The sequence below is a fragment of the Maritalea mobilis genome, from assembly GCF_004363175.1.
Taxonomy (GTDB): domain Bacteria; phylum Pseudomonadota; class Alphaproteobacteria; order Rhizobiales; family Devosiaceae; genus Maritalea; species Maritalea mobilis.
In genome coordinates, this window is record NZ_SNYR01000001.1 from 1,155,090 (window position 1) to 1,181,272 (window position 26,183).

Here is a 26,183-nt window from a genome sequence, read left to right on the forward strand (position 1 = left end):
GGAATAAATTGGCGGGCACGATGCCCGCCAATTCAATGCTTAGTTTTTGGTCACGTCCTGCAAGTGAAGCAAGAAGGATGGTTCAAGATCGAAATTATCCACCCGATCATTGGTCACCGCATTTTGCTTCCAGTTGGCCACGAAAACCCAAGGCGCATCTTCTTGAACGATGGTCTGCATCTCACGATAAAGTGCGGCCCGCTCGTCTTGGCTTGTCGCCGTACGCGCTTTTTCCAACAACTCGTCTACTTTCTCATTGGAGTAATAGCCAGAGTTGAAACCGCCATTTTCAGGCCATGCATCCGTGCGCAAAGCAAGGTAAGGCAATGTGTCTGGATCATTTGTCATCCAAGCCATTTCTGCCATATCCGCTTTGCCTTCAAGGCCAGGGTTCACTTCACCAAGGAATGTGTTCCACTCATATGTCTCGATTTTCACATTAAGACCAACAGCAGCCAAATCCGCTTGGATCGCTGTGCCCATGGCAACTGGATCAAGCATGCCTGAACCACCTTCAGTCACATAAAAGGTCAGCTCTGCACCTTCTGCCCCTGCTTCAGCCAGCAGTTCTTTTGCTTTCTCAGGGTTATAAGGATATGGGTCCAACTCTTCATTATATGCCCAAGCAAAAGCTGGTGGCGTTGGGCCAGCGGCCACATCGGCAGTGCCTTCCAACACGTCGTTCACGATCGCTTCTTTGTTGATGGCATAGTTGGCAGCCTGACGCACAAGCTTATTGGCAAATGGACCTTCTTTCGCATTCAAAATCAGGAACCACACATGCGGGCCAGCTTGCTCAACAATGGTGAAATCATCACCCTGGAACTGAGACAATGCGGTTGGTGGCACTTCCACCATCATGTCGATACCACCCGCCAACATTTCAGCAACACGTGTGTTTGCATCGGTGATCGGACGGAACACAACAGCTTGTACACCAGCCGGATCGCCCCAATAATCGGCATAGCGATCCACCACAACACGCTCATTTGACTTCCACTCAACAAACTTGAATGGACCTGTGCCAGTTGGGTTACGGCCAATATCTTCACCATGTTGTTTCACCGCTTCTGGTGAAACCAGCAGGCCAGTCGGATATGCCAAGTTAGACAAGAATGGCGCATAAGGCTCATTCAGTGTGAACTTCACAGTCAAATCATCAATAGCAGTGGTTTCTTGCACCGCTGAGAAGAAGAACGCCAAGGGGAACGGCCCTGTATTGTGATACGGGTGATCCTCATTGAGCATCCGGTCAAAATTGAACTTCACTGCTTCTGCGTTAAACGGTGTGCCATCATGGAATGTCACCCCTTCGCGCAGATTAAATGTGTATTCAGTGCCGTCTTCACTAATATCCCAGCTTTCAGCCAAAGCCGGTGCCACTTCCAACGTACCTGATTTATAGCGCACCAAACCCTCATAGAGATTCACCAGAATACGGAAATCATTCACCGCAGTGACAGCTGCCGGGTCCAATGATTTAGGTTCTGCAATTTGGCCCACCACCAACACATCGGCTGGCGTTTGCGCATGGGCACTTGTGAGCGCGGGGAACATCCCCAACGCCGCAATGGAGACCGCGACAAAGGCGCGGCGCGTTAATTTCAAAATTTGCATGTTGACCTCCCTTTCGGATCAAACCGTATTTATCATGATAAATTGCAAGCGTCAATTTTTCATGATAAATAGGACGCAAGGAGCTATTATGACATATTCAATTCTTGTGTTCGATCCAGAGACCAAACAGCTTGGCGCCGCCGCGGCAACAGGCTCATTATGTGTTGGCGGCTGGGTGCTGCGCGGACGCGTCAATGTAGGGCTAGCCGCCAGTCAAGGCGCTGCCCCAAGCACATTTTGGCGCGACGATATTTTAAATTTATTGCAACAGGGCAAAGCGATAGAAGCCGCCCTCAAAGAGGTAACTGAACCAGATTCAGGTCGCGAATCTCGCCAACTTGCCGCGCTTGATTCGCAAGGGAATGGCGCCGCATTTACAGGCAGCAAAAACACGCCAATCGCGCATGCAGAAACATTTCAAAATGGCATAATCTCCGGCAACCTACTTGCGGATGAAGCGGTGCTATCCGCAGGAAAATGGGGCTACCAAAATACCAACGGCGTAATGGGCGAACGTTTGCTCGCTGCGTTGCACGCGGCACAAGATGCTGGCGGCGACTCGCGCGGGCTTCTCTCCGCTGCCATGTTGATTTTATCGCCTGACGAAGCGCCTATCGATTTGCGCATCGACTATAGCGAAAAACCTTTGGATGATCTTTCAGCCCTTTACCATCGTGCAATGAGTGACGACTATCGCGCATGGCACCTGACGGTTCCAACCACTAATGATAAGGAGCGCGGCCTTGACTGATTGGGGACAATTGGCGGCAGATCGACTGATCGAAATTGCAAAATGTTCTGAGTCCGGCCCAGGTGTAACCCGCCTGCCCTTCACCCGAGAACACGCGGATGCGGTGAAGTTGATCGAGGGCTGGATGCAAGATGCTGGCTTGGAAACCCATTTAGATGCCGCGGGCACCTTGGTCGGCCGCACCAAATTCACCGGCGCCAGCCAGACCCTTTATATGGGGTCACACCAAGACAGCGTGCGCCATGGCGGCGCATATGACGGGATTATGGGCGTCGCTCTGCCCGTTCTCGCTTTAAAACTGCTGAAAGATGAATGCATCACGCTGACGTTTAATGTCGAGATTTTAGCCTTCGCTGATGAAGAAGGCGTACGCTTTCCAACCGCGCTTATTGGTTCCCGCGCCTTGGCAGGTACCTATGATCCGCGTGTACTAGAGATACAGGATCGCGATGGCATTTCAATCGACAAAGCCATGCGCGCATTCGGCCTCTCACCTGAAAACATCCCCAAACTAAAGCGCAACAACAATCAAACACTGGGCTTTGTTGAAGTGCACATTGAACAAGGGCCAATGTTACAGGATGAAGATTTATCATTGGGGGTCGTGACCGCCATTTGCGGCATTGAACGCCACAGCGTGACATTCCACGGCGTTTCTGGCCATGCCGGCACTTTGCCCATGCGCAACCGGCAAGATGCGCTGGTGGGCGCAAGCCAACTGATCAGCTTCGTCAATGAACTGGCTCTAAAAACTGAACATTTACGCGCAACTGTGGGTGCTCTCGACATTTCCCCCAATGTGGTGAATGCGGTGCCAAATGAAGCACGATTGACGGTCGAAATGCGCTCCGCCGATGATTCCATACGCGCTGAGGCCGCACAGAAAATCGAAGATCAAGCCAAGGCAATCGCAGAAGCACAGGGCCTGACCATCAGCTACAACAAGACTTACGCACAACCCGCACAGCAATGCGCAGACAGTTTAAGAACGCCATTGTCCGATGCAGTTAAGTCAAAACTGGGTCGCGCTCTAGCGTTGCCATCAGGCGCCACACATGATGCTTCGGCCATGGCCGACCTTGGCCCCATGGCCATGCTGTTTGTGCGCTGCAAAGACGGCATCAGCCACAATCCAGACGAATATGCCTCTCCAGAAGATATGGGCGATGCCGTGCAAGTTTTGGCTCAATTTATCAAAAACATGGCGGCGAAGATTTAATCAAACGCCCAAAAATCCATTTATGAATGAAGTGAGATTGTCACCCAACTCATCGCATAAATAGCCGCCTTCTTGCACCAGCACACAAGGCAATTCGGTTTGCGCAAACCGTTTCCCGATTTCGGCAAAGCCAGATTGACTAACCGAAAGACCGCCAAATGGATCGCCTTCAAACGCATCAAGCCCCAAGGCGACCACAATAATGTCAGTGCCAAACTGATGTACGCGCTCCAGGCCTTGGTCCAAGGCAGCCAAAAAGCCTTCGTCGCCTGTGCCCATTTTCAAAGGTAAGTTGAGATTAGCGCCAAGGGCATCGCCCTCTCCGCGCTCATGTGCATGGCCCCAGAAAAACGGATAATAGCGGATCGGGTCTGCATGCACCGATACGGTTAGCACGTCCCGGTCACCATAAAAAATGCCTTGGGTACCATTGCCATGATGCAAATCCACATCAACCACAGCGGCCCGCAACCCGCTTTGCTTGAGATGTGCCGCGACAATGGCCGAATTATTGAAGAAACAAAAGCCTCCAGCCAAATCGGCAAATGCGTGGTGCCCTGGCGGACGGCACAGTGCATAGGTTGCCTTGGCTCCTGCCAAAACATCATTGGTGGCACTGACCGCCGTCTGCGCACTCCAATATGCCGAATGGAACGTATGTTCCGAAATCGGGCATGCTGTATCCGCCATATGAAAGCCCGCCTGCCCCACAGCAGATTTCGGATAACTCACCGTGCGTCGATCTGGATGAATGTTCGGAATGACCTCTGGTGAGGCCCCTTCAATGCGCTGCCAGCGTTTGTAAATATGCTGCAAAAAATGCACATATTCTGCGCTGTGCACACGTGCAATTGGCCCCATGCCGTAATCTTCAGTCGCGGTTTGAATTAAGCCTGCGGCCTTAGCCCCATCCAACAAAGCTTGCACCCGCCCCGGCTGTTCCGGATTGGGTTGCGGAGCACCTGAGGACAGAAAATTTACCGGATTATGCAGCCGCTGGGCTTCATCAAAAAAGAACTTCATTACACATACACTTGTTCAAGATTTTCATTTTCCGCGCTGCTGGGAATACCCAAAATCTCACGCGCTTCTGACGGTGTCGCCACCTGCTTCCCATTGGCTTCAATCAGGGCTTTCACCTTTTCCACCTGTTGCGCGTTGGAGGTCGCCAATTGCCCTTTGGCAATGTAAAGATTATCTTCCAAACCCACGCGCACATGGCCACCCATGGCAATCGACAGGCCCGCCATCTGCATTTGTGCCCGTCCGGCGCCAATCACCGAAAACTGATAATCTTCGCCGAACAATTTGTCGGCTGTACTTTTCAAGAAATACAGTACTTCCGGCAGCGGCGGTGCGCCGCCCAAAACACCCAAAACAAACTGAATGAAGAATGGTGGTTTCAACACATCACGTTGCGCCAGATGATCCAGCATATAGAGATGTGCAATGTCATAACATTCCAGCTCAAAAACGGTTGGACGCTTGTCCAAGCGCTCGGCGATCACGCCAATATCGCGTGGTGTATTTTTAAACACAAGATCATCAGAATTGCGCAAAAAGGGTTCTTCCCAATCATGCTTCCAGTCTTTGATCCGATCCGCCAAAGGATAGAGCGCAAAGTTCATTGAGCCCAAATTGAGCGAAGCCATTTCCGGCTGCAACGCACTGGCAGCAGCAAGCCGATCATCAAGGCTCATCACAGCTGACCCGCCCGTGGACATATTCAGAATAGCGTCAGTCTGATTGCCCAATTGAGGGTAAAAGCCATTCCAATGATCAAGCAACGCGCTGGGTTGGCCCGTTTCGGGATGCCGGGCATGCAGGTGCAAAATCGACGCACCGGCCTCAACCGCACCAACCCCTTCGCGCACCATATCCTCGCCAGTTATCGGCAGATAAGGGGACATGGAAGGTGTGTGGATCGACCCCGTGAGCGCACAACTAATTATGACCTTTTCTGCCATTTAAGCCACCTCTTTCAAGTAAAGGTCGGCAAACTGGCCCAGCGATTTGTCGAGCAAACCAACCAACTCGTCCACCTGCGCAGTAGAGGTGATCAGTGGCGGGCACACCATAAAATGGTCACCCTCAGCCCCATTTCGGGTGCGGCGCGAATAGATGATCAAGCCGTTTTGATAGGCGATATCCACCAGCTTACTATGAGCATGCAACTCCTTTGGCAACACCTGTTTGGTCTGTGCGTCAGCCATCAATTCAAACGCCAACAAAAGCCCTTTGCCGCGCACATCGCCGATAAAGGGATAACGCGCCTGCAGCTCTTTCAAGCGGGCGAACAAAGTGTCTCCAAGGCGCGTGGCCCGAGCGCATAATTGCTCATCTTCGATCACATCTAACACACCCATGCCAGCCGCTGCCGCCAGTGGCATGGCCGCATTGGTGAAGCCGTGTAGAAAGCCGCCATGGTCCAACACGTCCTCAACCAGATCATTGCGAGATATGACCGCGCCAAGCGGCATATATCCACCACCAAGCCCTTTGGCACTCACAATCATATCGGGCACAGCATCAAAATGTTCTGCCGCAAAATAGGTGCCTGTGCGTCCGCCGCCAGTCATCACCTCATCATAAATCAGCAAAAGCCCATATTGATCGCAAAGCGCCCGCAAGCCTTCCATGTACCCCGCGGGTGGCACCAATGCCCCTGTTGAAGCGCCACCAATAGGTTCCACCAAAAAGGCCAACAAAGTCTCCGGCCCTTCCGCTAAAATCTGATCTTCAATATCCTTGAGATAGTGCGCCGCTGTCGCAGGGTCATTTGGGTCCAACCCGTCAAGATAGTGCAAGGGCGCCCGCACTTTAGGCATTGCCTTCATCATCGGTGCAAACGGATCGGCAAATGGTGGCGTGCCTGTCACCGCCACGGCGCCCAAAGTTGAGCCATGATATGACGGAAGCCGCGACATCATTTTAAAGCGCTTATCGTCGCCACGCGCCAATGCGGCCTGCCGCGCCAGCTTGATCGCTGTTTCCACCGCTTCTGAACCGCCTGAAACAAAGAAAACTTTGTCTAGGCCTAGCGGCGCTTTCTTTGCCAAACGCGCCGCAAATTGCTCAACAATCTCACTCTGAAAATGCAAGCGATAGGCAAAGGTGGCTTTCTGCATCTGCGATTGCATGGCAGCCAAAACATGCGGGTGTGAATGCCCAATATTCGACACCATAGCCCCTGACGAACCGTCGATATAACGATTGCGATCCGCATCCCACAAATAGATACCTTCGGATCGCTCGATAAAAGGACGTGTTTGTCGCGTTTGGTAAAACAGATGCTCAGACATATTGCGGGCCTCTAATCGCCAAGAAGAGTGCAATTTTGCGGATCAAAATGAACCTGAACTTGTGCGCCTTGATCAAACAGAGCCTGACCAACCGTATTGATCGCCTGCAACTTCTCATCGCCCACATGCACAAAATAGCGCACTGACTGCCCAAGATAATCCACAGCCTCAACGGTGCCATTTGCCGTTACATGACCAGTAGGTGCCTTTGCTGCTGTGTCGCTCAGTTGCAACTTTTCTGCCCGCAACACCAATTTGCCCTTGGCTGAGGCATTGCCCTTCGGCACTTGTGTCGTGTCCACTTCAAACTTGCCAAATTGCGGCAGTTCAACGGCCACTTTTTCTGCGCCAGCCCCTTCGGCGCGTACATCCATTAAATTTGATGCGCCAAGAAACTGCGCCACAAATTCCGAAGCAGGACGATTATAAACATCCCATGGGCTGCCCACTTGCTCAATGCGGCCATCGCGCATCACCACAATATTGTCAGACATCGCCAGCGCTTCACCCTGATCGTGGGTCACAAACACCGTGGTCACACCCAGTTTTTCCTGAATGTTTTTCAACTCAACCCGCATATCTTCGCGCAAATTCGCATCAAGTGCGGAGAGCGGCTCATCCAGCAGCAATACGTCTGGTTCGATCACAATGGCCCGTGCCAAAGCAATACGTTGCTGCTGACCGCCAGAAAGCTGTGAGGGATAGCGATCACCCACATTGGGCAATTGCACCAGCTCCATCGCAGCCTTCACCTTTTCTTCCACCTGCGCCTTCGGCACATTGCGATATTTCAACCCAAACGCTACATTTTCGAAAATAGTCTTATGCGGAAACAGCGCGTAGCTTTGAAACACAATGCCCAAATTCCGCTTGTGAATAGGTACGGTGTTGACCCGTTGCCCTTTCACCAAAATGTCCCCTTCCGTTGGGTCCAATAGCCCGGCAATCATGCGCAGCGTGGTGGTTTTGCCGCAGCCAGACGGCCCCAAAAGGGTTAGAAAACTTCCCTGCTCAATCTCCAGATCAAGCGGATGCACGGCAGTGAACGTGCCAAATCTTTTCACGATATTGTTTAAGGTTACGGCGGTGCTCATGATGATTTCATCCCGTGCATAATTGGTGGGCGATGGCGTTCACCGCCCACCAAATTGATAGATTAATAGCCCTTTTGAACGCGGCCAAACATCTTGGACCACTCGGCCTCATTGCCGTTCCAATAATCAGGATTGGCGAAGGTGAGACCGTCCAAAGTGCCGGTTGGATCAAAGGCAGGCAGCGTTGGGATTTTTGAGCCCAAATCCACTTTTGAAGGATCAAGCGCAGGTGGATAATTTTGCGCTTCAGCCACTGCGATTGAGGTTTCAGGCGCCAACATAAAGTTGAGCAACTCTTCAACCGCCGCCATCGGCGAGCCTTTCATCACGAACATGCATTCCTGCCAGCCAAAGCCATTTGGCGGATCGTAATAGCCAATATCATGACCCTGCTCTTGCAAGGCATAAATGCGGCCTGACCAACCTTCGGTAACGTAGATCTCTTCTTCCGCCAAAAGGCTCATGAGCTCTGCGCCAGAACCCCAATATTTCAGTGCCAAATCACGGTGCGTGCGGATCGCATCCCAAACTGCATCCATATCTTGGATATTGTTCGGGTCTTGGTCCGTTTGCAGCGCGCCATACCAAATACGCGTACGCCAATCGCTCCAACCGCCAATTTTGCCTTTGTATTTTTCATTCAGCAAGATGCGCGCGCCCTGCTCTTTCATCTCTTCATCAGAAATGTATTTGCGGTTGTAGGCCAAACCTGTTGTGCCATAATCGTAAGGCACGCAAGAAAGCTGATCGCCAGAAACAGCGCGGAACACATCAACCAATTTTGGAATTACCAAATCAAGGTTCGGGATATTCGCTGTGTTCAGTGAAGATGAAAAGCCAAGATTGTGATAGCGGGCATAATCAAAAACGCCAGACAAGTGAGCGATATTATATTCGCCTTCCTGCGCTGTTTTCACTCGTGCGAGATATTCGTCGCCACTGCCAAACGTGCCATCAACCACTTTGATGCCAGTTTTCGCAGTGTATGGATCAAAGGCCTTTTCGCGGAACGCTTCTGAAACAACACCGCCCCAGCCATCAAACCGCACTTCACTAACATCCTGCGCGAATGCCATATTGCCAAACGGCATTTGCACGCCATAGGCGGCACCAGCGGCGCCCAAAAGACCAAGAAATTTCCGGCGGCCAATATCGCCATTGCCAAACTTTTCTCTTAGTCGTTCATATCTTTTTGTATCGTCCATTCTTTCCTCCCTAGGTGATATTCGATGCAAATCTTAGGCGCTATCTGCCGCGCCGCGCGGCGTGCCACCTGGCCGCCGCAATGCCAATCAATGGCAAACCTGTTGTGAGCATAATCATCACGGCCCCCAGCGCGTTAATCTCCGGTGAAATGGAGTTGCGCAGCATGGCAAAAATCTGAGTGGGCACGGTTTCAACCCCGCCCGGCTTCCAGAACAAGGTGCCTGTAATGTCGTCAAATGAAATGGTGAATGCGAATAGTCCACCCGCCATCACCGCTGGCATAATCAACGGCAAAGTGATTTGGAAAAAGGCTTGAATTGGCGACGCGCCCAAGCTACGTGCAGCTTCCTCATAATCTTTTTTCACCGCAACCAATCGCGCTTGCACAACCAGCACCACAAAGGGCAGCGTGAAAATAACGTGCCCCATCAGCAGCAAAAAGAAACTCTTGGGGATGTTGAGCATTTGTAGGAACAAAAGCAACGAAACGGCCAACACCACTTCGGGCACCAAAATCGGTGCGATCAACAATGTGCTGATGCTATTTTTGCCAGGAAAATCATATCGAACGAGCGCAAGCGAAGCCAAAACACCCAATGTTGTTGAAATAATTGCCGTCAACAAACCCAAGGTCAGCGAGGTTTGGAAAGCCCGCACAATGGCTTCATTTTCCCACAGCGCAACAAACCAACGCAACGACAAACCTGTCATCGGAAATGCGCCGAACTGGTTGGCGTTAAAGGCGAGAATAATCACCACCGCCACGGGCAAAAACATGAAGGTGTAAACCAAAATGGTCCATGCTCGAATAAGGGGCCAACCGCGCATTATCCAATCCCCTTTGCAATCTGCCCCAACCCCATAAAGCGGTTATAGGTGAGCACCACCGCGCCCAATACCACCAGCAGCATCAGCGAGAGCACAGCGCCCAAAGGCCAGTCCAGCTGCGTGATGATCGCTTCAAAGACCAGGTTGGCAAACATGGCATCGGTGGGACCGCCAAGTATAACCGGGGTGATATATGTGCCTGCGCCAAGCACAAAGCACAGCACGGCCCCGGCTGCCAAACCTGGAACTGATAGGGGAAGCGTGACTTCCCAAAATGTTTGCATTGGATTGGCGCCAAGGGAGTTCGCCGCATCTTCCAATGCGCGATCAATCCCATCAAGGCTGACATAAGTATTGAGGATCATGAAGGGCAGCAAAAAGTGCACCAGACCCAAAATCACGGTCACTTCATTATAGAGCATTTGGATCGGCTCATCGATGACGCCGATGGCAAGCAGCAGCGAATTGAGCGCACCAGAAACACCCAAAATATTGATCCAACTCATGGTGCGAATAATGTAGCTCACCCAAAATGGCAACATCAGCAACAGCAGTAAAAAGCCGCGATTAACGCCCCGCGCTCGCGCCACAAAATAGGCAACGGGATAGCCAATAATCGCACACAGAATTGTGGTGATCGCCGCAATGCGAACGGTGCTGATCAAAATGTCTCGGTAAAAACGGTCGGTCAGCGCTTCTTGCCAATTGGCTAAGGAAAAGGCCGCTTCCACGCCGCCAACAGAGGTCCGCAGCCAGAACGAATAGACCACGATAAACATCAGCGGGACGACAAGCAAAAGTGCAATCGTCACCAAAGCTGGCGAGAGCAGCACCCAAGGCGCCCTCTTTTCACTCTGCTCAATCGTTGCCATTAACTTCCTCCCGTGCCCATAGGTTTGGCGATCCACAATCATAAATCAAATAGATATTTACAATCTTGAATATTGATTTAATCTATATCCATGGATCGTGACGCTGAAAACCTATCAAGACAGCTAGATTGGAATCTGCTGCGCATGTTTGTGGTGCTGGTGGATGCCCGCTCCATCACACTTGCAGCGTCCAAACTAGGACTGCAACAGCCCAGCGTGTCGTCAGCGCTCAAGCGCTTAGAAGAAACATTAGGCCGGCAATTGATTGAACGCGGTCCAGGAAAATTTCGTGTCACCGATGCCGGCCAGCAGCTTTATCGCGAGGCCGTTGAAATCAACGGATCGATTCTACGCCTCTCCACGCTTATGCGGGACATTGAAGAAACGGTGCAAGGCCACGTGAAGATAGCTATGGCCAGCCATGTGCTATGCCCCTTCTTCGATGACGTGCTCGGCGACTTTCATATCCAGCACCCCAAAGCTACGGTCGAAATCGTTGTGGGGCCCAGCCATGCGGTCATTGAAAATGTGGTGTCACGTCAGGCAAGTTTTGGAGTTTGCTTGGTGTACAACAAGCATCCAAAATTGACCTATCAACATATGTTCCGCGAACATTTTGGCCTTTATTGCGGGCCCAAACACCCGCTTTTTGGCAAGCCAAACCTCACCACCAAAGATCTCGCAGGTAACAATTGGGTATCGTTCACCACTGACCAATTGTCGGATGTGTTGCGCCCCGTAACCCTGTTGCGGGCAAAGGCCGCGCCGCAAGATGCAATTGTTGGTTCATCTGCCAATTTGGAAGAAGTGCGCCGAATGATTCTATCTGGCCTTGGCATCGGGCCTCTGCCCGTGCATGTGGCTAAGCGTGATGTGGAGCAAGGCTTTTTGCACCGTTTGCCGCCTTATAAAGACCCACCTGAAATTGATGTTTACGTGGTCACCAACCCTGCCACAAAGCTCAACCGCGCAGAACAATTGCTGCTGGAAGATTTAACCGCGCGCATCAACTCCATTCCGCTGGAAGACCGAATTTTCGGCGGATAAAGCCCGTTTTCCGCACACGACAAATTGCGCACCCACAGCGGATTGACAAATTGCATTGTCTGCTTCTTATTAAAGGGGCGAAGGTTTCAGCGCGTTCGAACAACAAGCTGAATGAAAAGGGAATATGGTGCGATCGACCCAAACAGGGGATCAAGGCCATAGCTGCCCCCGCAACTGTAAGCGGATAGCGAACTGAGTGTACCACTGGCAATAGCCGGGAAGGATCAGTGTTCGCCACGACCCGCAAGTCAGGAGACCTGCCATCGCATATTTTCAACCACCATCGGGCGGGGTGTCCCGGTAAGGAGTAGCGATGAATAAATTTAAGGCCAAATGTGCCCTTCAAAATTGCTGTGCCGTACCCACCCTAGGGAGCGGACAATGCAATTTGAAATCTTCCTAGTTAGTGCCAGCTATGTATCAAACCGCAAATTTGCGGCACTAAAAGAAAATCTGATTGCGACCAATAAAGCGCCATGCACCGTTGTGCGCCTTGAACACCAAGGCGACAATATGTTTGACGCGTTGGATTTTGCCTTGGCCAACGGGGCCAAACGCATCGTGTTGCGTCCAATCGGCATTCCATTCTCACAAAGCCTGCGCAATTGGGTGCCAAATGCGGCGGCAGATTGGCTCACCCGCCAACCTGTAGGCAGCATCGATCTTGCCATGGCAGCTGATCTTGATGAGGATACGGAACTGCTTAAACTCATTTCCAACCGCCCTTATCGGGCAGATCCCATCATGCCGAAGATTGACGGCATGAGCGGCAAAGGTTGGGATGAACCACCAACATTTCAACATCATTTGCTGGTGTGCACTGGCCCCCGCTGTCACATGCGTGGCAGCTTTGGATTGCTGGAACCGCTCAAGGCAGCAATTGCCAAGGCAGGCATCAGCTCAAAATGTCTAATCGCCAGCACGGGCTGCCTGTTCCCCTGCAACAATGGGCCTGTGGTGGTTCACTACCCCAAGGGCGATTGGTATCAGCTCAATTCAAGCCAACATGTAGATGAGTTTGTCTGTGATGTGCTGGTCAACAACCAGCCTTCCCCATTGCGGCTTCCCTTTCAACCGCATCGCGAAGAGCAAGTTGTTGATGGCGCCGCTTTAGGCGAAGCCAGACGCGAGCCAAGCAATGTCATTTAACGCTGTGCAAATGCCGCTACAAAAATTTTCTTGCTAACTTAGCAATACGTAATGTAATAACATTACAAAAAATGAAACGATGATCGAAATGAACTTGAAAACAATAATCACATCCACACTCGTTGCTACATTTTTGGTGACACCTGCTTTCGCACACGAAATTCAATATGAAAGCTGTGGTGTACCAATCGACATTAAAGAAGTGCCTAGCCGCGCCATCACGCTGAACCAACAGGCTACGGAGGTGATGCTAGCGCTTGGTTTGGAAGACCTTATGGGCGCCACCGCCTATCTCGAAGATGAGATTTTGCCGCAGTGGCAAGAGGCCTATAACAAGGTGCCTGTGATCGCAGAAAAATACCCTGCTAAAGAAGTGGTGCTAATCGAAGAGCCCGACTTCCTTTTCGCAGGTTTCGCCTCTGCCTTTGCCGAAAAGAATGTCGGCACCCAACAAGAATGGAACGAGCGCGGTGTTGCCACCTATCTGGTTGACGCCTCTTGCGATCAATATAATCCAAAAAATGTACCCGTCACGACCGCACCAATCCTGAAAGACATTGAAGTTATCGGCAAGATTTTTGATGTCGAAGATCGGGCAGCAAGCCTAATTGAAGAAACAAAGGCACGCATTGAAAAGGTGCAAACGCTCAATCCGGGCGCTGGGCGCACCGCCTTCTTTTATGACAGCGATGATGATCCCGTTTACACCGCGGGCTGTTGTGGTGGCCCCGCATTGCTTATGCGTATTTTGGGCTTAAACAGCATCACTGAAGACATTGAAGGCCGCTGGGTAAATGTGGGCTGGGAACATGTGGTGCAACATGATCCAGAACTCATTGTGATCAATGATGCCGTATGGTCCACCGCTGCCGAAAAAATCGAGAAGTTGAAAAACGATCCGGTGCTTTCAGATTTGGATGCTGTGAAGAATGAGCGCTTCCTGATCATTCCATTTTCACAAACAGTGCTGGGCATGCGCTTCACTGATGGCGTGGAAAATCTAGCACAACAAATCGCAGGTCTGGACCAGTAAAATGTTTGCGGCGCGTTACCCTCTGCTGACCATCGGCGCCAGCATCGCTTTAATCGTGATGCTGATCGCCGGTGTATTTTGGGGCACCGCGCCCATCCCGTGGCAGGAAAAATTAGCCGTTCTGCTGCGGGCACCAGATGCAAAATCAAGCCTCACCGCCATCATTTGGGAATGGCGCATGCCGCGCGTGCTGGCTTGCGGCTTGGTCGGGGCCGCACTGGCGCTAAGCGGCACATTGATCCAAACTGCATTGCGCAACCCACTGGCTGATCCTTATTTGCTCGGCCTGTCCTCTGGCGCATCAGCCGCGGCAGTGGCTGCAATCATATGGCTGCCCGCGGGCATCGTCGCCGCGTTCGGGCTGCCCCTAATCGCCTTCTTCGGGGCTGCACTTGCGTTCGGCATCACCTTACTGATGGCCTATAACCGTGAACGTCCAATGGACCGGCTGCTGGTGATTTTGGCTGGTGTGGCCGTGTCACTCTTGTTTCAGTCCTTCACGGCTTTCTTACTGCACATCTCCGATCCCAACGCCACCAAGACAGCGCTAAACTGGCTCATGGGTTCAGCTGCAGGCACCAATTGGCAAGAGCTTCCTATCATGGCCATTGCAACAATAATTGTGACACTATTGGCATTGAGCCAACACAAGCAGCTTGATGCGTTACTAATGGGCGATGCACGCGCCACATCTCTTGGCGTCGCCACCGCACCACTAAAACTTGCTATCTTTTTGGCCACCGCATTGCTCACAGGGCTAAGCGTATCCATCATGGGGATCGTTGGCTTTGTAGGTCTGATTGTGCCACATTTGGCGCGACAGCTTTGTGGGTCAGCCCACAAAAAGCTCATTCCTCTTGCCATGTTGTTAGGCGCCAGCATCTTGGTCTTCACTGACCTGCTGTGCCGCACATTGCTTGCCCCGAGTGAACTTCCACTGGCCGTGTTGCTGGCCTTATTCGCCACGCCACCCTTTATTCTGATTTTGAGGCAAACCCGCCATGTTGCATAAAGCCAGCCCGAAATCGTCAAACACCATCTTCAAGCTCGAACAAGTCGGCTTTGAAATCGGCGACAAACATTTGGTGAAAAGCTGCTCGTTCGAGGTACATCAAGGCCACTTTGTTGGCCTATTGGGACCAAACGGTGCGGGCAAATCATCGCTGCTTAAATTGCTATATCGGGAAAAGAAACCAACGACTGGAACCATCACGGCGTTCGACCGCTCAATCGACAGTTGGAACCGCAGAGCATTTGCCGCAAAAGTTGGCACGGTGTTGCAAGAAAAAGCACAACTTGCGGGCCTGACCATTGAGCAAGTGGCAAGCCTCGGCCTCTTCCCCCTTGCTTGCTCAAAAAAGGAAGAGCACCAACGCGTGCAACATGCGCTTGAGCTTGTTGAATTGTGGGATCGGCGGAGTGAGAATGCTGGCTATTTGTCCGGCGGCGAACAGCAGCGGCTATTCTTCGCGCAAATTCTGGCGCTTGATCCAGAAGTTTATCTGCTTGATGAGCCCAACAATCATTTGGACATCTATTTTCAGATCAGACTGCTCGATCATATCAAAGCCAAGGGCAAGACGGTGATTGCTTCATTTCATGATATCAACCTTGCCGCGCGCTATTGCGACCAGGCCGTGCTGATGCATCAATCGGAGATGGTGAGCCAAGGGCCGCTTGAAGAGGTTTTGTCTCCTGAACGGCTAAAAGAAATTTATCGAGTGAACGCGCAATTCAACAACAGCGCGATCACCATTCATACGCCAGTGGGCATTGATGCAGTACGCTAAACCCTAGCGCACCACATAAACTGAACATGTGGAGTGCCGCACCACGCGGGCCGCATTTGGCCCCAACAAGAAGTCGCGGAAGTCTGGCTTATGCGCGCCAATCACAATAAGATCGCTGCCAGCCTTTTCGGCCGTGCGCAAAATCTCTTCATAGGCGTTGCCCACTGAAACGATATGGCGCACATTTTTGTTGGCCTCGGCCCCCACAACACTCTCGGTAACTTCAATCAAATGATGGTGCGCAGCCTCTTTGACCTTTTTGGTGTGGTCTGCATCAAAATAGCTGCCCACAACGCTCATGCCATAATCCGGCACCACAGTGATCACATCCAAGCGCGCATCGTCTAGCTTTGCTAAACGATAGGCTTCTTCCAAAATGTGTTTCTCATCTTTCGGCCGATTAATATCGACCGCACAAAGTACTGACTTGCTCATTACGCATGCACCTCCTTCACGCGTTTAGCCCGGCGAGATTGTAAGAACGCCACAAGGCCCAACAGCAAAAATGTCGGAATAAACATCAATTCCTGCGGCATTTGCTGCACCCGAACCTTCGCTTCTCGCAGGGTCACAGGCTGCTCCCCATAGAAGTCAAAATCGCTCATCTTGTCAAAATATGGTGTGCCGGGGAACGGCTCTTCCATTACAAGCTGATCGCCATCTTCCATAAAGGCCAAGCCCAACGCATCTAAACGCTCATCTGCTGTTGCGCCTTCATTGAAGGTCAACACGAGCGTACGTTCTTTCGGCTCGCCTGTATCGAAATCAGGCCCACTCACCACAATCCGCATTTCCTTATCTGCATCAACCGAACCGACAGTTTCGGAGAAGGCAGCCGGTGCCACATCACGATATGGCGGCTGGATTTGATCCATCAAAAAGTCCGGACGGAACAATGCAAAGGCGATCAAAATAAGCGCCAAGCTTTCCCAGATACGGCTCTTAGTGAGGAACCACCCCATTGTGCCTGCCGTAAAGACCAATATGGCTATTGTCGCGACCACAAAGACGATAATGCCCTGCCACCACGTCACATCAATCAACAGCAAATCTGTGTTGAAGATGAAGAAAAACGGCAATGCCACAGTCCGCAACGAATAGAAGAAGGCGATAAAGCCCGTTCGGATGGCATCACCACCCGACACAGCGGCAGCGGCAAAACTGGCCAGCCCCACCGGGGGCGTAACGTCCGCCATGATCCCGAAATAAAACACGAACAAATGGACGGCAATCAACGGCACAATCAAGCCATTCTGCGCACCTAATTCAACAACAACACCGGCCATCAAACTGGACACCACAATATAGTTCGCGGTGGTCGGCAAGCCCATGCCAAGGATCAGCGATAGCAGACCAACAAAGACCAGCATCAAGATCAGATTGCCGCCAGAGATCAGTTCAACCAAATCCGCCATCACTTGGCCAATGCCTGTCAATGTCACTGTACCCACAATGATACCGGCGGTAGCTGTCGCCAAACCGATGCCGATCATATTGCGCGCGCCTTCAATCAAACCGGCGATCAAATCCATCACGCCCAATTTGACCTTTTCGCCATAGTCACCCGCATTGCGGAACATGGCCTTAAGCGGACGCTGGGTCAGCAGAATAACGAACAGCAAAGAGGTCGCCCAGAAGGCAGAAAGCCCGGGTGATTTTTGCTCGATCATCAAGAAATAAACCAGCACCACAATCGGCAGCAGATAATAAAGACCAGCTTTATAGATCTCGGCGATTTCAGGCAGCTCTACAACTTCTGCATTTGGATCATCTGGTTCCAAATCATCTGTTTTTGAAGCCAACCACACCAACGCCACATAGGCGAGGAACAGCATCAAAGCCAAAATCCAACCCGCATTTTCTGGCACCAGCGCAGTCACCCAGCGCACAGGATATTGAATGCCGTAACAAAGCGCTGCAAAACCTGCAAAGAAGGCGGCCATGCCACCAACGGTGCGGCCAACGGAAACAACCTTATTGCCCAATGTCGGCATGTTACGCTTCACCGCTTCAAGGTGAACGATGTAGACCAAGGCAATGTAAGAAATCGCTGCGGGCAAGAAGGCATGGGTGATCACTTCCACATAGGAAATACCCACATATTCAACCATCAAAAAGGCGGCCGCCCCCATCACGGGCGGCATGATTTGCCCGTTAACAGATGAAGCAACTTCAACTGACCCAGCTTGCTCGCTGGAGAAACCAACCCGCTTCATCAATGGAATGGTGAATGTGCCCGTGGTCACAACGTTCGCAATCGAAGAGCCTGAAATCAGGCCAGTCGCTGCGGAACCCACAACGGCCGCTTTAGCGGGACCACCTTTAAGGTGCCCCAACGCGCCAAATGCCATTTTGATGAAATAATTGCCCGCGCCCGCCTTATCTAAAAGTGCGCCGAACAACACAAAGAGAAACACAAATTTGGTGGAAACGCCCAAGGCAATGCCAAACACACCTTCAGACGTGATCCACATATGGCTCATGGCTTTCTTCAATGATGCCCCTTTCCAGCGCATCACTTCTGGCACCCAATCAGATGAACCGAAGAACACATAGAGCATGAAGATCGAGGCGATAATCGCCATAGCAGGGCCAAGCGCCCGGCGCGTACCCTCAAACAAAATCAGAATACCGACAAGGGCGACCCACTTATCCGTATCGTCAGCCAACCCACCGGCGGCGACAATTTTCTCGTAAAAGAAGAACCCGTAAAGCGCGATAAAGGCGCCTAACAGTGCCAAGATCCAGTCCTGCACCGGAATTTTATGTCGGGGGCTCGATTTAAGCGCCGGATAAGCCATAAAGGCCAAAAATAGCGCAAAAGCCAAATGCAATTGCCGCGAATTATTGATCAAATCGCTGGGCAAAATATAGTTGGAAAGCGGTGAGGCAAGGATGACCTGAAATACTGACCACACCAACGCCACCGCCGCGAGAAACAGGCCAACCGCACCCTCGGGATTACGCGACCCAGCGTCACTCGACGCCACCAAATCCTGCAGCTCGGCTTCGCTCAGCCCGCTGCCATTTGTTGAATTTTTGACCATTTTCTCCCCCTTCGAAAACAAAGGCCAAGCTCAATAGAGCGTGGCGAACAACGCTATGTCCCCAATCGCGACACTTAACTATGCCGCAAAAAAGGACAGAGGCGCAAATTGGCCCCTGTCCCGCTGTTGATAAGTCTGGACTTATTCAATCCAGCCTTGTTCGCGATAATATTTCGCAGCGCCATCATGCAATGGAGCGGAAAGACCGGCTGTTGCCATTTCTTTCGGGTCAAGGTTTGCAAATGCTGGGTGCAATTGTTTGAAGTCTTCAAAGTTTTCGAAAACTGATTTCACAACTGCATAAACAGCATCTTCAGACACGGCTGTTGATGTTACGAAAGTCGCACCAACACCAAAGGTTGAAGTGTCTTCATCATTGCCGCGATACATGCCACCAGGAATGGTTGCTGTACGGTAGAATGAGTTGTCAGCGATCAGTTTTTCAACTGCTTCACCGTCAACATTCACCAATACTGAATCACAAGCTGTTGTTGCTTCTTGGATAGAACCAGATGGGTGACCAACAGTGTAAACCATCGCGTCAATCTGGTTGTCACAAAGCGCAGCAGACTGCTCAGCAGCTTTCAACTCTGTTGCCAAAGCGAAATCTTCATTGGTCCAGCCTTTGGCTTCCATCAACACTTCCATAGTGCCGCGTTGGCCAGAACCTGGGTTACCAATGTTCACGCGCTTGCCTTTAAGATCGTCAAAATTGGCTACGCCTGAATCTGCACGGGCCACAACGGTGAATGGCTCTGGATGCACAGAAAATACAGCACGAAGACCTTCAAACGGACCAGCTTCTTCAAAGCGTGATGTGCCGTTATAGGCGTGATATTGCCAGTCAGACTGTGCAACACCAAATTCCAATTCGCCTTCGCGAATGGTGTTGATGTTGTAAACAGAACCACCAGTAGATTCTACAGAGCAACGAATGCCGTGATCTTTGCGGCCTTTATTCACCAAGCGACAAATCGCACCACCTGTTGGGTAGTAAACGCCGGTAACACCGCCGGTGCCGATGGTCACAAACTCTTCAGCTTGTGCAGTAGGCACAATCATTGCGCCAGCAATTGCCGCAACGGCAAAAGATTTAAGGTACTTATTCATGTAAGACCTCCCTTGAAGGTTAGACTAGTTTTACGCATTCCAGGTTTCCCCGAACTGTTGATTTAGGCACTCGACTTCGAAAATACGTTGTTTCGCCGCCTTGCCAGATCCCGCCACAAGCATGCCAATTAACGTTTCAATCAGCACTATGGTTGCAGCGTAGGATGAGAAAAATTGTGGGCTATCAGTTGCCACAATAAACCCAGCATCGGCTTCCACCAGAACTGGGCATGAATGGGTGTCGGTAATCACAATCACTTTCACGCCTTTGCGCGAAGCTGCGCGCACGCCTTCAATAGTGCGGCGCGCAAATGGAGGTTTTGTGACAACCAACAAAACATCGTTTTTGTTTAAAGAGGCAATTTCAGCACCAAGAGACGCCCCGGCCCGGCCAGCAATGCGCCAATTGGAGGTGAAATAATTCGCCAGATAGGCCATATATTCCACAATGCCAGTTGAGCTGAGCGAACCCAGCAACAGCACATTGCGTGCATTGTTCAAATAGCGCACTGCAGCGTGCAATCTTTCTTGCGGAATATTTTGCACCAACTGGCCAATATTCGCCGCACAAGCTGCGGTCTGCTTGTTTAGAAATGGCGTTTGATCACCCAGTGCTGCATCTTGCTGCAGTCGTGATGCTTTATCAGACATGTTGCTGACGCTGCGGCCCAAAGCCCCGCGCAGCATTTCGCGCAATTCTTCATAATTGGAAAAACCCAGCGCCCGCGCCAAACGTGAGTAAGTCGCAGGGGAAATATCGCTGGCTTCTGAAATGGAGCGCAAAGAACGGGTAGCCGTGTCCACTTGGTTTTTGACGATATAATCAGCCGCTGCCTTGAGCTGCCTGCTCAAGCCACCATATTCCGCCGCCAGTCGTTCTTCAAATTGAACCACTTGCTCATCGTCCTCGCTGATCCCTCTTTGCAACAAAAATTTTTCATTTGTTTCAAACATTGTCAAGTCTCAAAACATATGTTTCAATTTGATCGTCCCTGGTAACTTAACCAAACAATCTCAGAAAATCGACCAATGAGTAAAATTTTCCACCGCTCTTCTACCCAAATACCCCTACAAGCTGTAGCAGGTGATGGGGCCTATCTTATTGATCAAAATGGCAAACGCTATTTGGATGGATGCGGCGGTGCTGCCGTTTCCTGCCTCGGCCATTCTGACGAGTTCGTCAAACAAGCCATGCACGAACAGCTGGATCAGCTCGCCTATGCGCACACAGGTTTCTTCACATCAGAGCCTGCCGAAACACTGGCCTCAAACCTTATTGCTCACGCCCCGGGTGATCTAGACAGGGTCTATTTGGTTTCTGGCGGCTCAGAAGCCATGGAGTCAGCGCTGAAGCTCGCACGGCAATATTTCATCGATAAGGGCGAGCCACATCGGCACAAGGTAATCGCGCGACATCAAAGCTATCACGGCAATACACTTGGGGCATTGGCAACAGGCGGCAACAAATGGCGCCGTGCACCTTATGCACCAATGCTATTTGAAACCTTCCATATCTCACCCTGCTATGAATATCGCCACCGTGCCCCCAATGAGAGCAGCGAACATTATGGCAAGCGCGTTGCCAACGAGTTGGAAGCAGAAATTCTAAAGCTTGGCCCTGAAAGCGTTATGGCATTTGTGGCCGAACCAGTGGTAGGCGCCACCGCGGGCGCTGTGCCAGCGGTTGAAGGCTATTTTAAGCGCATTCGCGAAATCTGCGACCAATATGGCATCCTGCTCATCCTTGACGAAGTGATGTGCGGCATGGGCCGCACCGGCACCCTGTTCGCATGTGAACAAGATGGCGTCGCCCCAGATATTATGGGCATCGCCAAAGGCTTGGGAGCTGGCTATCAACCCATCGGGGCCATGCTCTGCACCCGCGAAATCGCCAACACCATTCGTGATGGCGCGGGCTATTTCAAAAACGGCCACACCTATTTGGGTCACCCCATGGCCGCCGCTGCGGCAAACGCCGTTTTACACCGCCTTAAACAAGACGGGCTGGTGGATCGATCCAAGCAAATGGGCGAAAAATTCAAATCAGCATTGCAAGACCGTTTCGGCGACCATCCGTTTGTCGGCGACATTCGCGGACGCGGCCTATTCATCGGCATTGAAATTGTTGAAGACCGTGAAACCAAAGAGCCATTTGATCCGGCCCACAAAGTTCACGCGCATCTAAAGCAAAAGGCAATGGAAAACGGCCTAATGATTTATCCGGGCAATGGCACAAAAGATGGCATTTCCGGCGATCATATCCTACTGGCACCGCCCTTTATCATCACCGACGACCAAATCGGCGAACTGATCGATAAGCTGGGCCAGACCTTCGACGAGGTGTTTGCCGCATGACCCCGTTGCCCCAGCTGATGGTGGCGCCCAATGGCGCCCGCAAAACCAAGCAAGCTCACCCCGCCTTGCCCGTGACCATTGAGGAAACGGTGCAAACAGCTAAAGCCTGTTTTGATGCTGGGGCCGATGGGCTGCACGCCCATCTGCGCGATGCGGATCAAAAGCACATTCTGGATGCGGGTCTCTATAAGGAACTGCTGGCAGAACTGCGAATCGCTGCGCCGAAAATGCAGATTCAGATCACCACCGAGGCGGTTGGCATCTACCAACCACCCGAGCAAATCGAGCTGGTGAAACAAGTCCAGCCAAAATCTGTTTCAATTTCGACCCGCGAACTACTTTCCACCGGCGATCAAAAAGCTGCCGCAGAGCTTTATCTGTGGGCGCAGGAAAATGGCGTTGCGGTGCAACATATTCTTTATGACACCAATGATCTGGCCGCGCTTTATCATGTATGCATTGATCACAATATCAGCCGTGACAACATCCAATTGCTTTTCGTTTTAGGTCGTTATACCAGCGATCAGCAAAGCGATCCGTCTATGCTGACGCCATTCCTACACCGCCTGGCTGAAATTGAAATGATCGCTGATTGGGCAGTTTGCGCCTTTGGTCAAGGCGAAACCGATTGCCTTATCCGCGCACACCAATTGGGCGGCAAAATGCGAGTCGGCTTTGAGAATAACGAACTTAATCCAGATGGCAGCGTGGCCAAGGACAATGCCGAGCGTGTGGCCCTGCTCAATCGCTTGCTTGCAGCCGACTGATCCAGTTCTGCACAAATTGATGCGCCTGCCACACCGCTGCATCCAGCGCCAGCCCCTCCGCCAAACCGCAGGAAATCGCGGCCGACAGTGTGCACCCGGTGCCGCGCGGGGTAAATGCCTGCTTTTGTGCCGTAAACACAACCTCGCGCGGGCCATCCCTCAGCACGTCCCGCAGCACATTGCCGTCCCCATGTCCCCCTTTCAGCAACACGGCACCACATAAATCATGCAGCGACTGTGGTTCCAAAATCTTAGCCTCAGGCAAATTCGGCGTCACCAACGCCACCAACGGCAACAGGCGTTCTTTCATTGCTGTAATGCCTTTATCCGACAAAAGCCGTGCCCCGGAACTGGCGGCAATCACCGGATCAAGCACGATCGGCACATCGCACCCGTTGAAGGCATCCGCAACCGCCTCCACCACGGCTGAATCGCCCAGCATCCCAATTTTGACAGCCGCAGGCGCATCATCCGCAAACGCTGCTTCAATCTGTGCCTTCACCAAGTCAGCATCCATAAGCTCAACGCGCCGCACCACGTTATTGCTTTGCGCCGTCACCGCCGTCACCACAGGTTTCACCGCAAACCCCAGTTCAGTCGCCACCGCAATATCCCGCGACAAGCCAGCCCCGCCGCTGCTGTCTGTCCCGGCAATCACCAATATGCTGCGAGACTTCAACATGCGCAGGCTGCCATTAGCGCCAGATTTTCGTGACCCTGCGCCCGCAATTGCTTGGCCCCGCGCCACGCCCGCAACCCGGTTTGGCAAGCCAACACCACACGTTGATCGTCAGGAAAGGCAGCCCTCGCCAGTTCATCAATCTGTCTCCGCTGCGCCTGCGACACAATCATCTCCGGCGCTTCAGTTTCACCGCGCAGGTCGAGCACCAGATCATCACGCCGCACCCCATCACGCCCCAAGAATGGCCAAGTGTCAGACGGTTCCGCTGCCCCCAAAAAGCTAAAGCTGGAAAAGTTGAGGTTTCGCGCATCCATGCGCACCATCTGCCCCAAGGGCGACGGGCTTTGCCCCAGCAGCACCGCCAACACTATTTGCGCCTGCATTGCCCCAATCATGCCCACCACCGGACTCAGCACCCCGGCTGTGGCGCAATTGGCTGCTTGTGTTGGCAAGTCAGGGAACACCGCCCGCAAACTCGGCGCACCGCCGCAAAAGCCGCCGACATATCCCGCCTGCCCCAACACAGAAGCAGAAATCAAAGGCTTGCCCTGCGCCAAACATTGATCCGACAAGATGTAAGACACGGCGAAACTATCCGCCGCATCCACCACAATATCTGCATCCGCCACCAGCGGCCCCGCATTGCCCGGCGTTAAGGCCACAGTGATGGGCTGCACTACAATATGCGGGTTGCGAGCCAAAAGCTGATCCCGCGCCCGCTTCGCTTTGGACGCGCCAATATCCTTGGTTTCAAACAGGGGCTGCCGATGCAGATTGCTTTCCTCAACGCAATCTGGATCAACAATCGTCAAACTGCCGACCCCCGCCCCAGCCAGATAGTGCAGTACAGGCGACCCAAGGCCACCTGCCCCCACCACCAGCACATGCGCTTGCGACAGCTTTGCTTGCCCCTCGCGACCCACTTCAGGCAATTGCATTTGCCGTTGATAACGCGTCATGAACATATCTCAATCCATTCCCGCGTCCGCGCCTCCGGGTTGTCAGCAAACTGAATATCGGTGACCACCGCCACGCTATCAGCACCCGCCGCCAACACGCCCGGCGCCCGTTCCACACTCAGCCCACCAATGCCCACCAGCGGCACATCGCCCACCATCTGCTTCCAACGCGTGACCCGTTCCAGCCCCTGTGGCGCCCACTTCATTTTCTTCAATATGGTCGGATAAACAGGCCCCAGCGCCACATAGGCAGGATTAAACGACAACGCCCGCTCCAATTCGGCTTCATCATGGGTGGAAAGCCCAAAGCGGATATTTGCGGCACGAATGGCCGCAAAATCCGCCGCGTCCATATCCTCCTGCCCCAAATGCACAAAATCGCAATGTTCTTCGATGGCGATCTGCCAATAATCATTCACAATCAACTGGCAGTCATGAGCACCACAGATTTGCTTGGCACGGCGGACTTGCGCCCGCACCTCATCTATCGGCGTATCTTTAATCCGCAACTGCACCAGCTTCACGCCCAAGGGCACCAGACGGGCGATCCAATCCACATGGCCGACGATCAAATAGAATTTTTCCATCAGTCAAATACCGCCATGCCGAGAATGGGGGTCGAAGGCACCGCCATATCGCGTCGTTCCATCATTTGCGCAGCAAAACCTTGTCGCCCCGCGTCAATCGCCTGCGCCATAGCCGCGCCCATCCACCCAGGATCACCCGCCTTCGCCACCGCCGTGTTCAACAACACCGCGTCCATACCAAGTTCCATCGCCATGCACGCATCAGACGGCCGGCCAATCCCTGCATCCACAATCAAAGGCACATTTGGAAAATGCGCCCGCATCGCCCGCAACGCATCCGGATTGCGCAAACCCTGACCGGAGCCAATGGGCGCCCCCCACGGCATCAGAACCTCACAGCCTGCCTCAAGCAATTTCTCGCCCACCACCAGATCGTCAGTGGTGTACGGAAACACCTGAAAACCTTCGTCGCTCAAAATCCGCGCCGCCTCAACCAAGCCAAACACATCCGGTTGCAGATTATCGCTATGGCCGATCACCTCCAGCTTGATCCAGTTGCTGCCAAAGACCTCACGCGCCATCTGCGCCGTGGTCACGGCCTCTTTCGCGGTGTGGCACCCTGCTGTATTCGGCAGCACCTTGACGCCAAGCTCTTTGATCAATTGCCAAAATCCAGTGCCCGCCCCATCCGCACCTTCCCGGCGCAGGGACACGGTGATAATCTCAGTGCCCGAAGCCTCTACCGCCTCCGCCAAAATTTGCGGCGACGGATATTGCGCCGTGCCCAGCAAAAGCCGCGAACCGATCTCTTCGCCATAAAGCTGCATG

At 52.3% G+C, this 26,183-nt stretch carries 25 protein-coding genes and 1 riboswitch; of the genes, 9 read left to right on the forward strand and 16 right to left on the reverse strand.

Annotated features, from left to right (window positions below; all coding sequences use genetic code 11):
• Positions 1–39: 39 nt before the first annotated feature.
• Entirely contained in the window at positions 40–1,617 is a 1,578-nt protein-coding gene (locus ATL17_RS05565; protein ID WP_133571764.1) for an ABC transporter substrate-binding protein, read from the reverse strand.
• 88 nt (positions 1,618–1,705) lie between these two features.
• On the opposite strand from ATL17_RS05565, the gene ATL17_RS05570 reads away from it, so the two are divergent.
• A complete protein-coding gene (locus ATL17_RS05570) occupies positions 1,706–2,368 on the forward strand; it encodes a DUF1028 domain-containing protein (RefSeq protein ID WP_133571765.1) in 663 nt (220 codons plus the stop codon).
• Positions 2,361–3,587 (forward strand): M20 family metallo-hydrolase, encoded by a 1,227-nt coding sequence (locus ATL17_RS05575; protein WP_133571766.1) that lies wholly within the window; start codon positions 2,361–2,363, stop codon positions 3,585–3,587. Before ATL17_RS05570 ends, ATL17_RS05575 begins: the two co-directional genes overlap by 8 nt.
• On the opposite strand, the gene ATL17_RS05580 is transcribed toward ATL17_RS05575, so the two are convergent.
• The 7 genes from ATL17_RS05580 to ATL17_RS05610 form a co-directional block, all read right to left on the reverse strand.
• The gene (locus ATL17_RS05580) at positions 3,588–4,610 is read right to left on the reverse strand and encodes a histone deacetylase family protein (RefSeq protein ID WP_133571767.1); all 1,023 of its coding nucleotides are present in this window, start codon (positions 4,608–4,610) and stop codon (positions 3,588–3,590) included.
• Positions 4,610–5,554 carry a 3,5-dioxohexanoate:acetyl-CoA acetone transferase gene (gene kce, locus ATL17_RS05585; RefSeq protein WP_133571768.1) on the reverse strand — a complete coding sequence of 315 codons (945 nt, stop codon included), beginning with the start codon at positions 5,552–5,554 and terminating at the stop codon, positions 4,610–4,612. The genes ATL17_RS05580 and kce overlap by 1 nt, the downstream gene beginning before the upstream one ends.
• Positions 5,555–6,889, reverse strand: coding sequence for an aminotransferase family protein (locus ATL17_RS05590; RefSeq protein ID WP_133571769.1), 1,335 nt, complete (start codon positions 6,887–6,889; stop codon positions 5,555–5,557). It abuts the gene before it with no gap.
• Between the two features lie 11 nt (positions 6,890–6,900).
• Positions 6,901–7,983, reverse strand: coding sequence for an ABC transporter ATP-binding protein (locus ATL17_RS05595; RefSeq protein WP_133571770.1), 1,083 nt, complete (start codon positions 7,981–7,983; stop codon positions 6,901–6,903).
• Positions 7,984–8,045: 62 nt separating this feature from the next.
• The gene (locus ATL17_RS05600; RefSeq protein WP_133571771.1) at positions 8,046–9,188 is read right to left on the reverse strand and encodes an extracellular solute-binding protein; all 1,143 of its coding nucleotides are present in this window, start codon (positions 9,186–9,188) and stop codon (positions 8,046–8,048) included.
• Between the two features lie 40 nt (positions 9,189–9,228).
• On the reverse strand, positions 9,229–10,017 hold the full coding sequence (locus tag ATL17_RS05605) for an ABC transporter permease (protein WP_133571772.1): 789 nt from the start codon (positions 10,015–10,017) through the stop codon (positions 9,229–9,231).
• On the reverse strand, positions 10,017–10,889 hold the full coding sequence (locus ATL17_RS05610) for an ABC transporter permease (protein ID WP_133571773.1): 873 nt from the start codon (positions 10,887–10,889) through the stop codon (positions 10,017–10,019). Before ATL17_RS05610 ends, ATL17_RS05605 begins: the two co-directional genes overlap by 1 nt.
• Before the next feature lie 90 nt (positions 10,890–10,979).
• On the opposite strand from ATL17_RS05610, the gene ATL17_RS05615 reads away from it, so the two are divergent.
• The 5 genes from ATL17_RS05615 to ATL17_RS05635 all read left to right on the forward strand — a co-directional run bounded on the left by ATL17_RS05615 (position 10,980) and on the right by ATL17_RS05635 (position 15,908).
• Positions 10,980–11,936, forward strand: coding sequence for a LysR family transcriptional regulator (locus ATL17_RS05615; protein ID WP_133571774.1), 957 nt, complete (start codon positions 10,980–10,982; stop codon positions 11,934–11,936).
• A gap of 64 nt (positions 11,937–12,000) precedes the next feature.
• A riboswitch (cobalamin riboswitch) is annotated at positions 12,001–12,215 on the forward strand.
• A 102-nt stretch (positions 12,216–12,317) separates the two neighbouring features.
• Positions 12,318–13,085, forward strand: coding sequence for a (2Fe-2S) ferredoxin domain-containing protein (locus tag ATL17_RS05620; protein WP_133571775.1), 768 nt, complete (start codon positions 12,318–12,320; stop codon positions 13,083–13,085).
• Positions 13,086–13,164: 79 nt separating this feature from the next.
• Positions 13,165–14,118: an ABC transporter substrate-binding protein gene (locus ATL17_RS05625; protein WP_208111117.1), complete on the forward strand. Its 954-nt coding sequence runs from the start codon at positions 13,165–13,167 to the stop codon at positions 14,116–14,118.
• Position 14,119: 1 nt separating this feature from the next.
• A complete protein-coding gene (locus ATL17_RS05630; RefSeq protein ID WP_208111118.1) occupies positions 14,120–15,130 on the forward strand; it encodes a FecCD family ABC transporter permease in 1,011 nt (336 codons plus the stop codon).
• Entirely contained in the window at positions 15,120–15,908 is a 789-nt protein-coding gene (locus ATL17_RS05635) for an ABC transporter ATP-binding protein (protein WP_133571777.1), read from the forward strand. The genes ATL17_RS05630 and ATL17_RS05635 overlap by 11 nt, the downstream gene beginning before the upstream one ends.
• 3 nt (positions 15,909–15,911) lie before the next feature.
• Here ATL17_RS05635 and ATL17_RS05640 read toward each other — a convergent pair whose 3' ends face one another.
• The 4 genes from ATL17_RS05640 to ATL17_RS05655 form a co-directional block, all read right to left on the reverse strand.
• Positions 15,912–16,343, reverse strand: a complete 432-nt coding sequence (locus tag ATL17_RS05640; protein ID WP_133571778.1) for a universal stress protein — start codon at positions 16,341–16,343, stop codon at positions 15,912–15,914.
• The gene (locus tag ATL17_RS05645; RefSeq protein ID WP_133571779.1) at positions 16,343–18,955 is read right to left on the reverse strand and encodes a TRAP transporter permease; all 2,613 of its coding nucleotides are present in this window, start codon (positions 18,953–18,955) and stop codon (positions 16,343–16,345) included. The genes ATL17_RS05640 and ATL17_RS05645 overlap by 1 nt, the downstream gene beginning before the upstream one ends.
• A gap of 141 nt (positions 18,956–19,096) precedes the next feature.
• The gene (locus ATL17_RS05650) at positions 19,097–20,065 is read right to left on the reverse strand and encodes a TAXI family TRAP transporter solute-binding subunit (RefSeq protein ID WP_133571780.1); all 969 of its coding nucleotides are present in this window, start codon (positions 20,063–20,065) and stop codon (positions 19,097–19,099) included.
• A 30-nt stretch (positions 20,066–20,095) separates the two neighbouring features.
• Positions 20,096–21,019, reverse strand: a complete 924-nt coding sequence (locus ATL17_RS05655; protein WP_133571781.1) for a MurR/RpiR family transcriptional regulator — start codon at positions 21,017–21,019, stop codon at positions 20,096–20,098.
• Positions 21,020–21,094: 75 nt separating this feature from the next.
• Between ATL17_RS05655 and ATL17_RS05660 the strand changes: the two genes are divergently transcribed.
• Both ATL17_RS05660 and ATL17_RS05665 read left to right on the forward strand, forming a co-directional pair.
• The gene (locus ATL17_RS05660; RefSeq protein WP_133571782.1) at positions 21,095–22,420 is read left to right on the forward strand and encodes an aspartate aminotransferase family protein; all 1,326 of its coding nucleotides are present in this window, start codon (positions 21,095–21,097) and stop codon (positions 22,418–22,420) included.
• Entirely contained in the window at positions 22,417–23,187 is a 771-nt protein-coding gene (locus tag ATL17_RS05665; protein ID WP_133571783.1) for a beta-keto acid cleavage family enzyme, read from the forward strand. The genes ATL17_RS05660 and ATL17_RS05665 overlap by 4 nt, the downstream gene beginning before the upstream one ends.
• Here the strand turns inward: ATL17_RS05665 and thiD are convergent.
• The 4 genes from thiD to ATL17_RS05685 are packed head-to-tail and all read right to left on the reverse strand — an operon-like array spanning position 23,162 to position 26,182.
• Positions 23,162–23,869 (reverse strand): bifunctional hydroxymethylpyrimidine kinase/phosphomethylpyrimidine kinase, encoded by a 708-nt coding sequence (gene thiD / locus ATL17_RS05670; RefSeq protein ID WP_133571784.1) that lies wholly within the window; start codon positions 23,867–23,869, stop codon positions 23,162–23,164. The two genes, ATL17_RS05665 and thiD, sit on opposite strands and share 26 nt — an antisense overlap.
• On the reverse strand, positions 23,863–24,828 hold the full coding sequence (locus ATL17_RS05675; RefSeq protein WP_133571785.1) for a HesA/MoeB/ThiF family protein: 966 nt from the start codon (positions 24,826–24,828) through the stop codon (positions 23,863–23,865). The genes thiD and ATL17_RS05675 overlap by 7 nt, the downstream gene beginning before the upstream one ends.
• A complete protein-coding gene (locus ATL17_RS05680; protein WP_133571786.1) occupies positions 24,825–25,415 on the reverse strand; it encodes a thiamine phosphate synthase in 591 nt (196 codons plus the stop codon). Before ATL17_RS05680 ends, ATL17_RS05675 begins: the two co-directional genes overlap by 4 nt.
• Positions 25,415–26,182 carry a thiazole synthase gene (locus ATL17_RS05685; protein WP_133571787.1) on the reverse strand — a complete coding sequence of 256 codons (768 nt, stop codon included), beginning with the start codon at positions 26,180–26,182 and terminating at the stop codon, positions 25,415–25,417. The genes ATL17_RS05680 and ATL17_RS05685 overlap by 1 nt, the downstream gene beginning before the upstream one ends.
• Position 26,183: the final 1 nt, after the last annotated feature.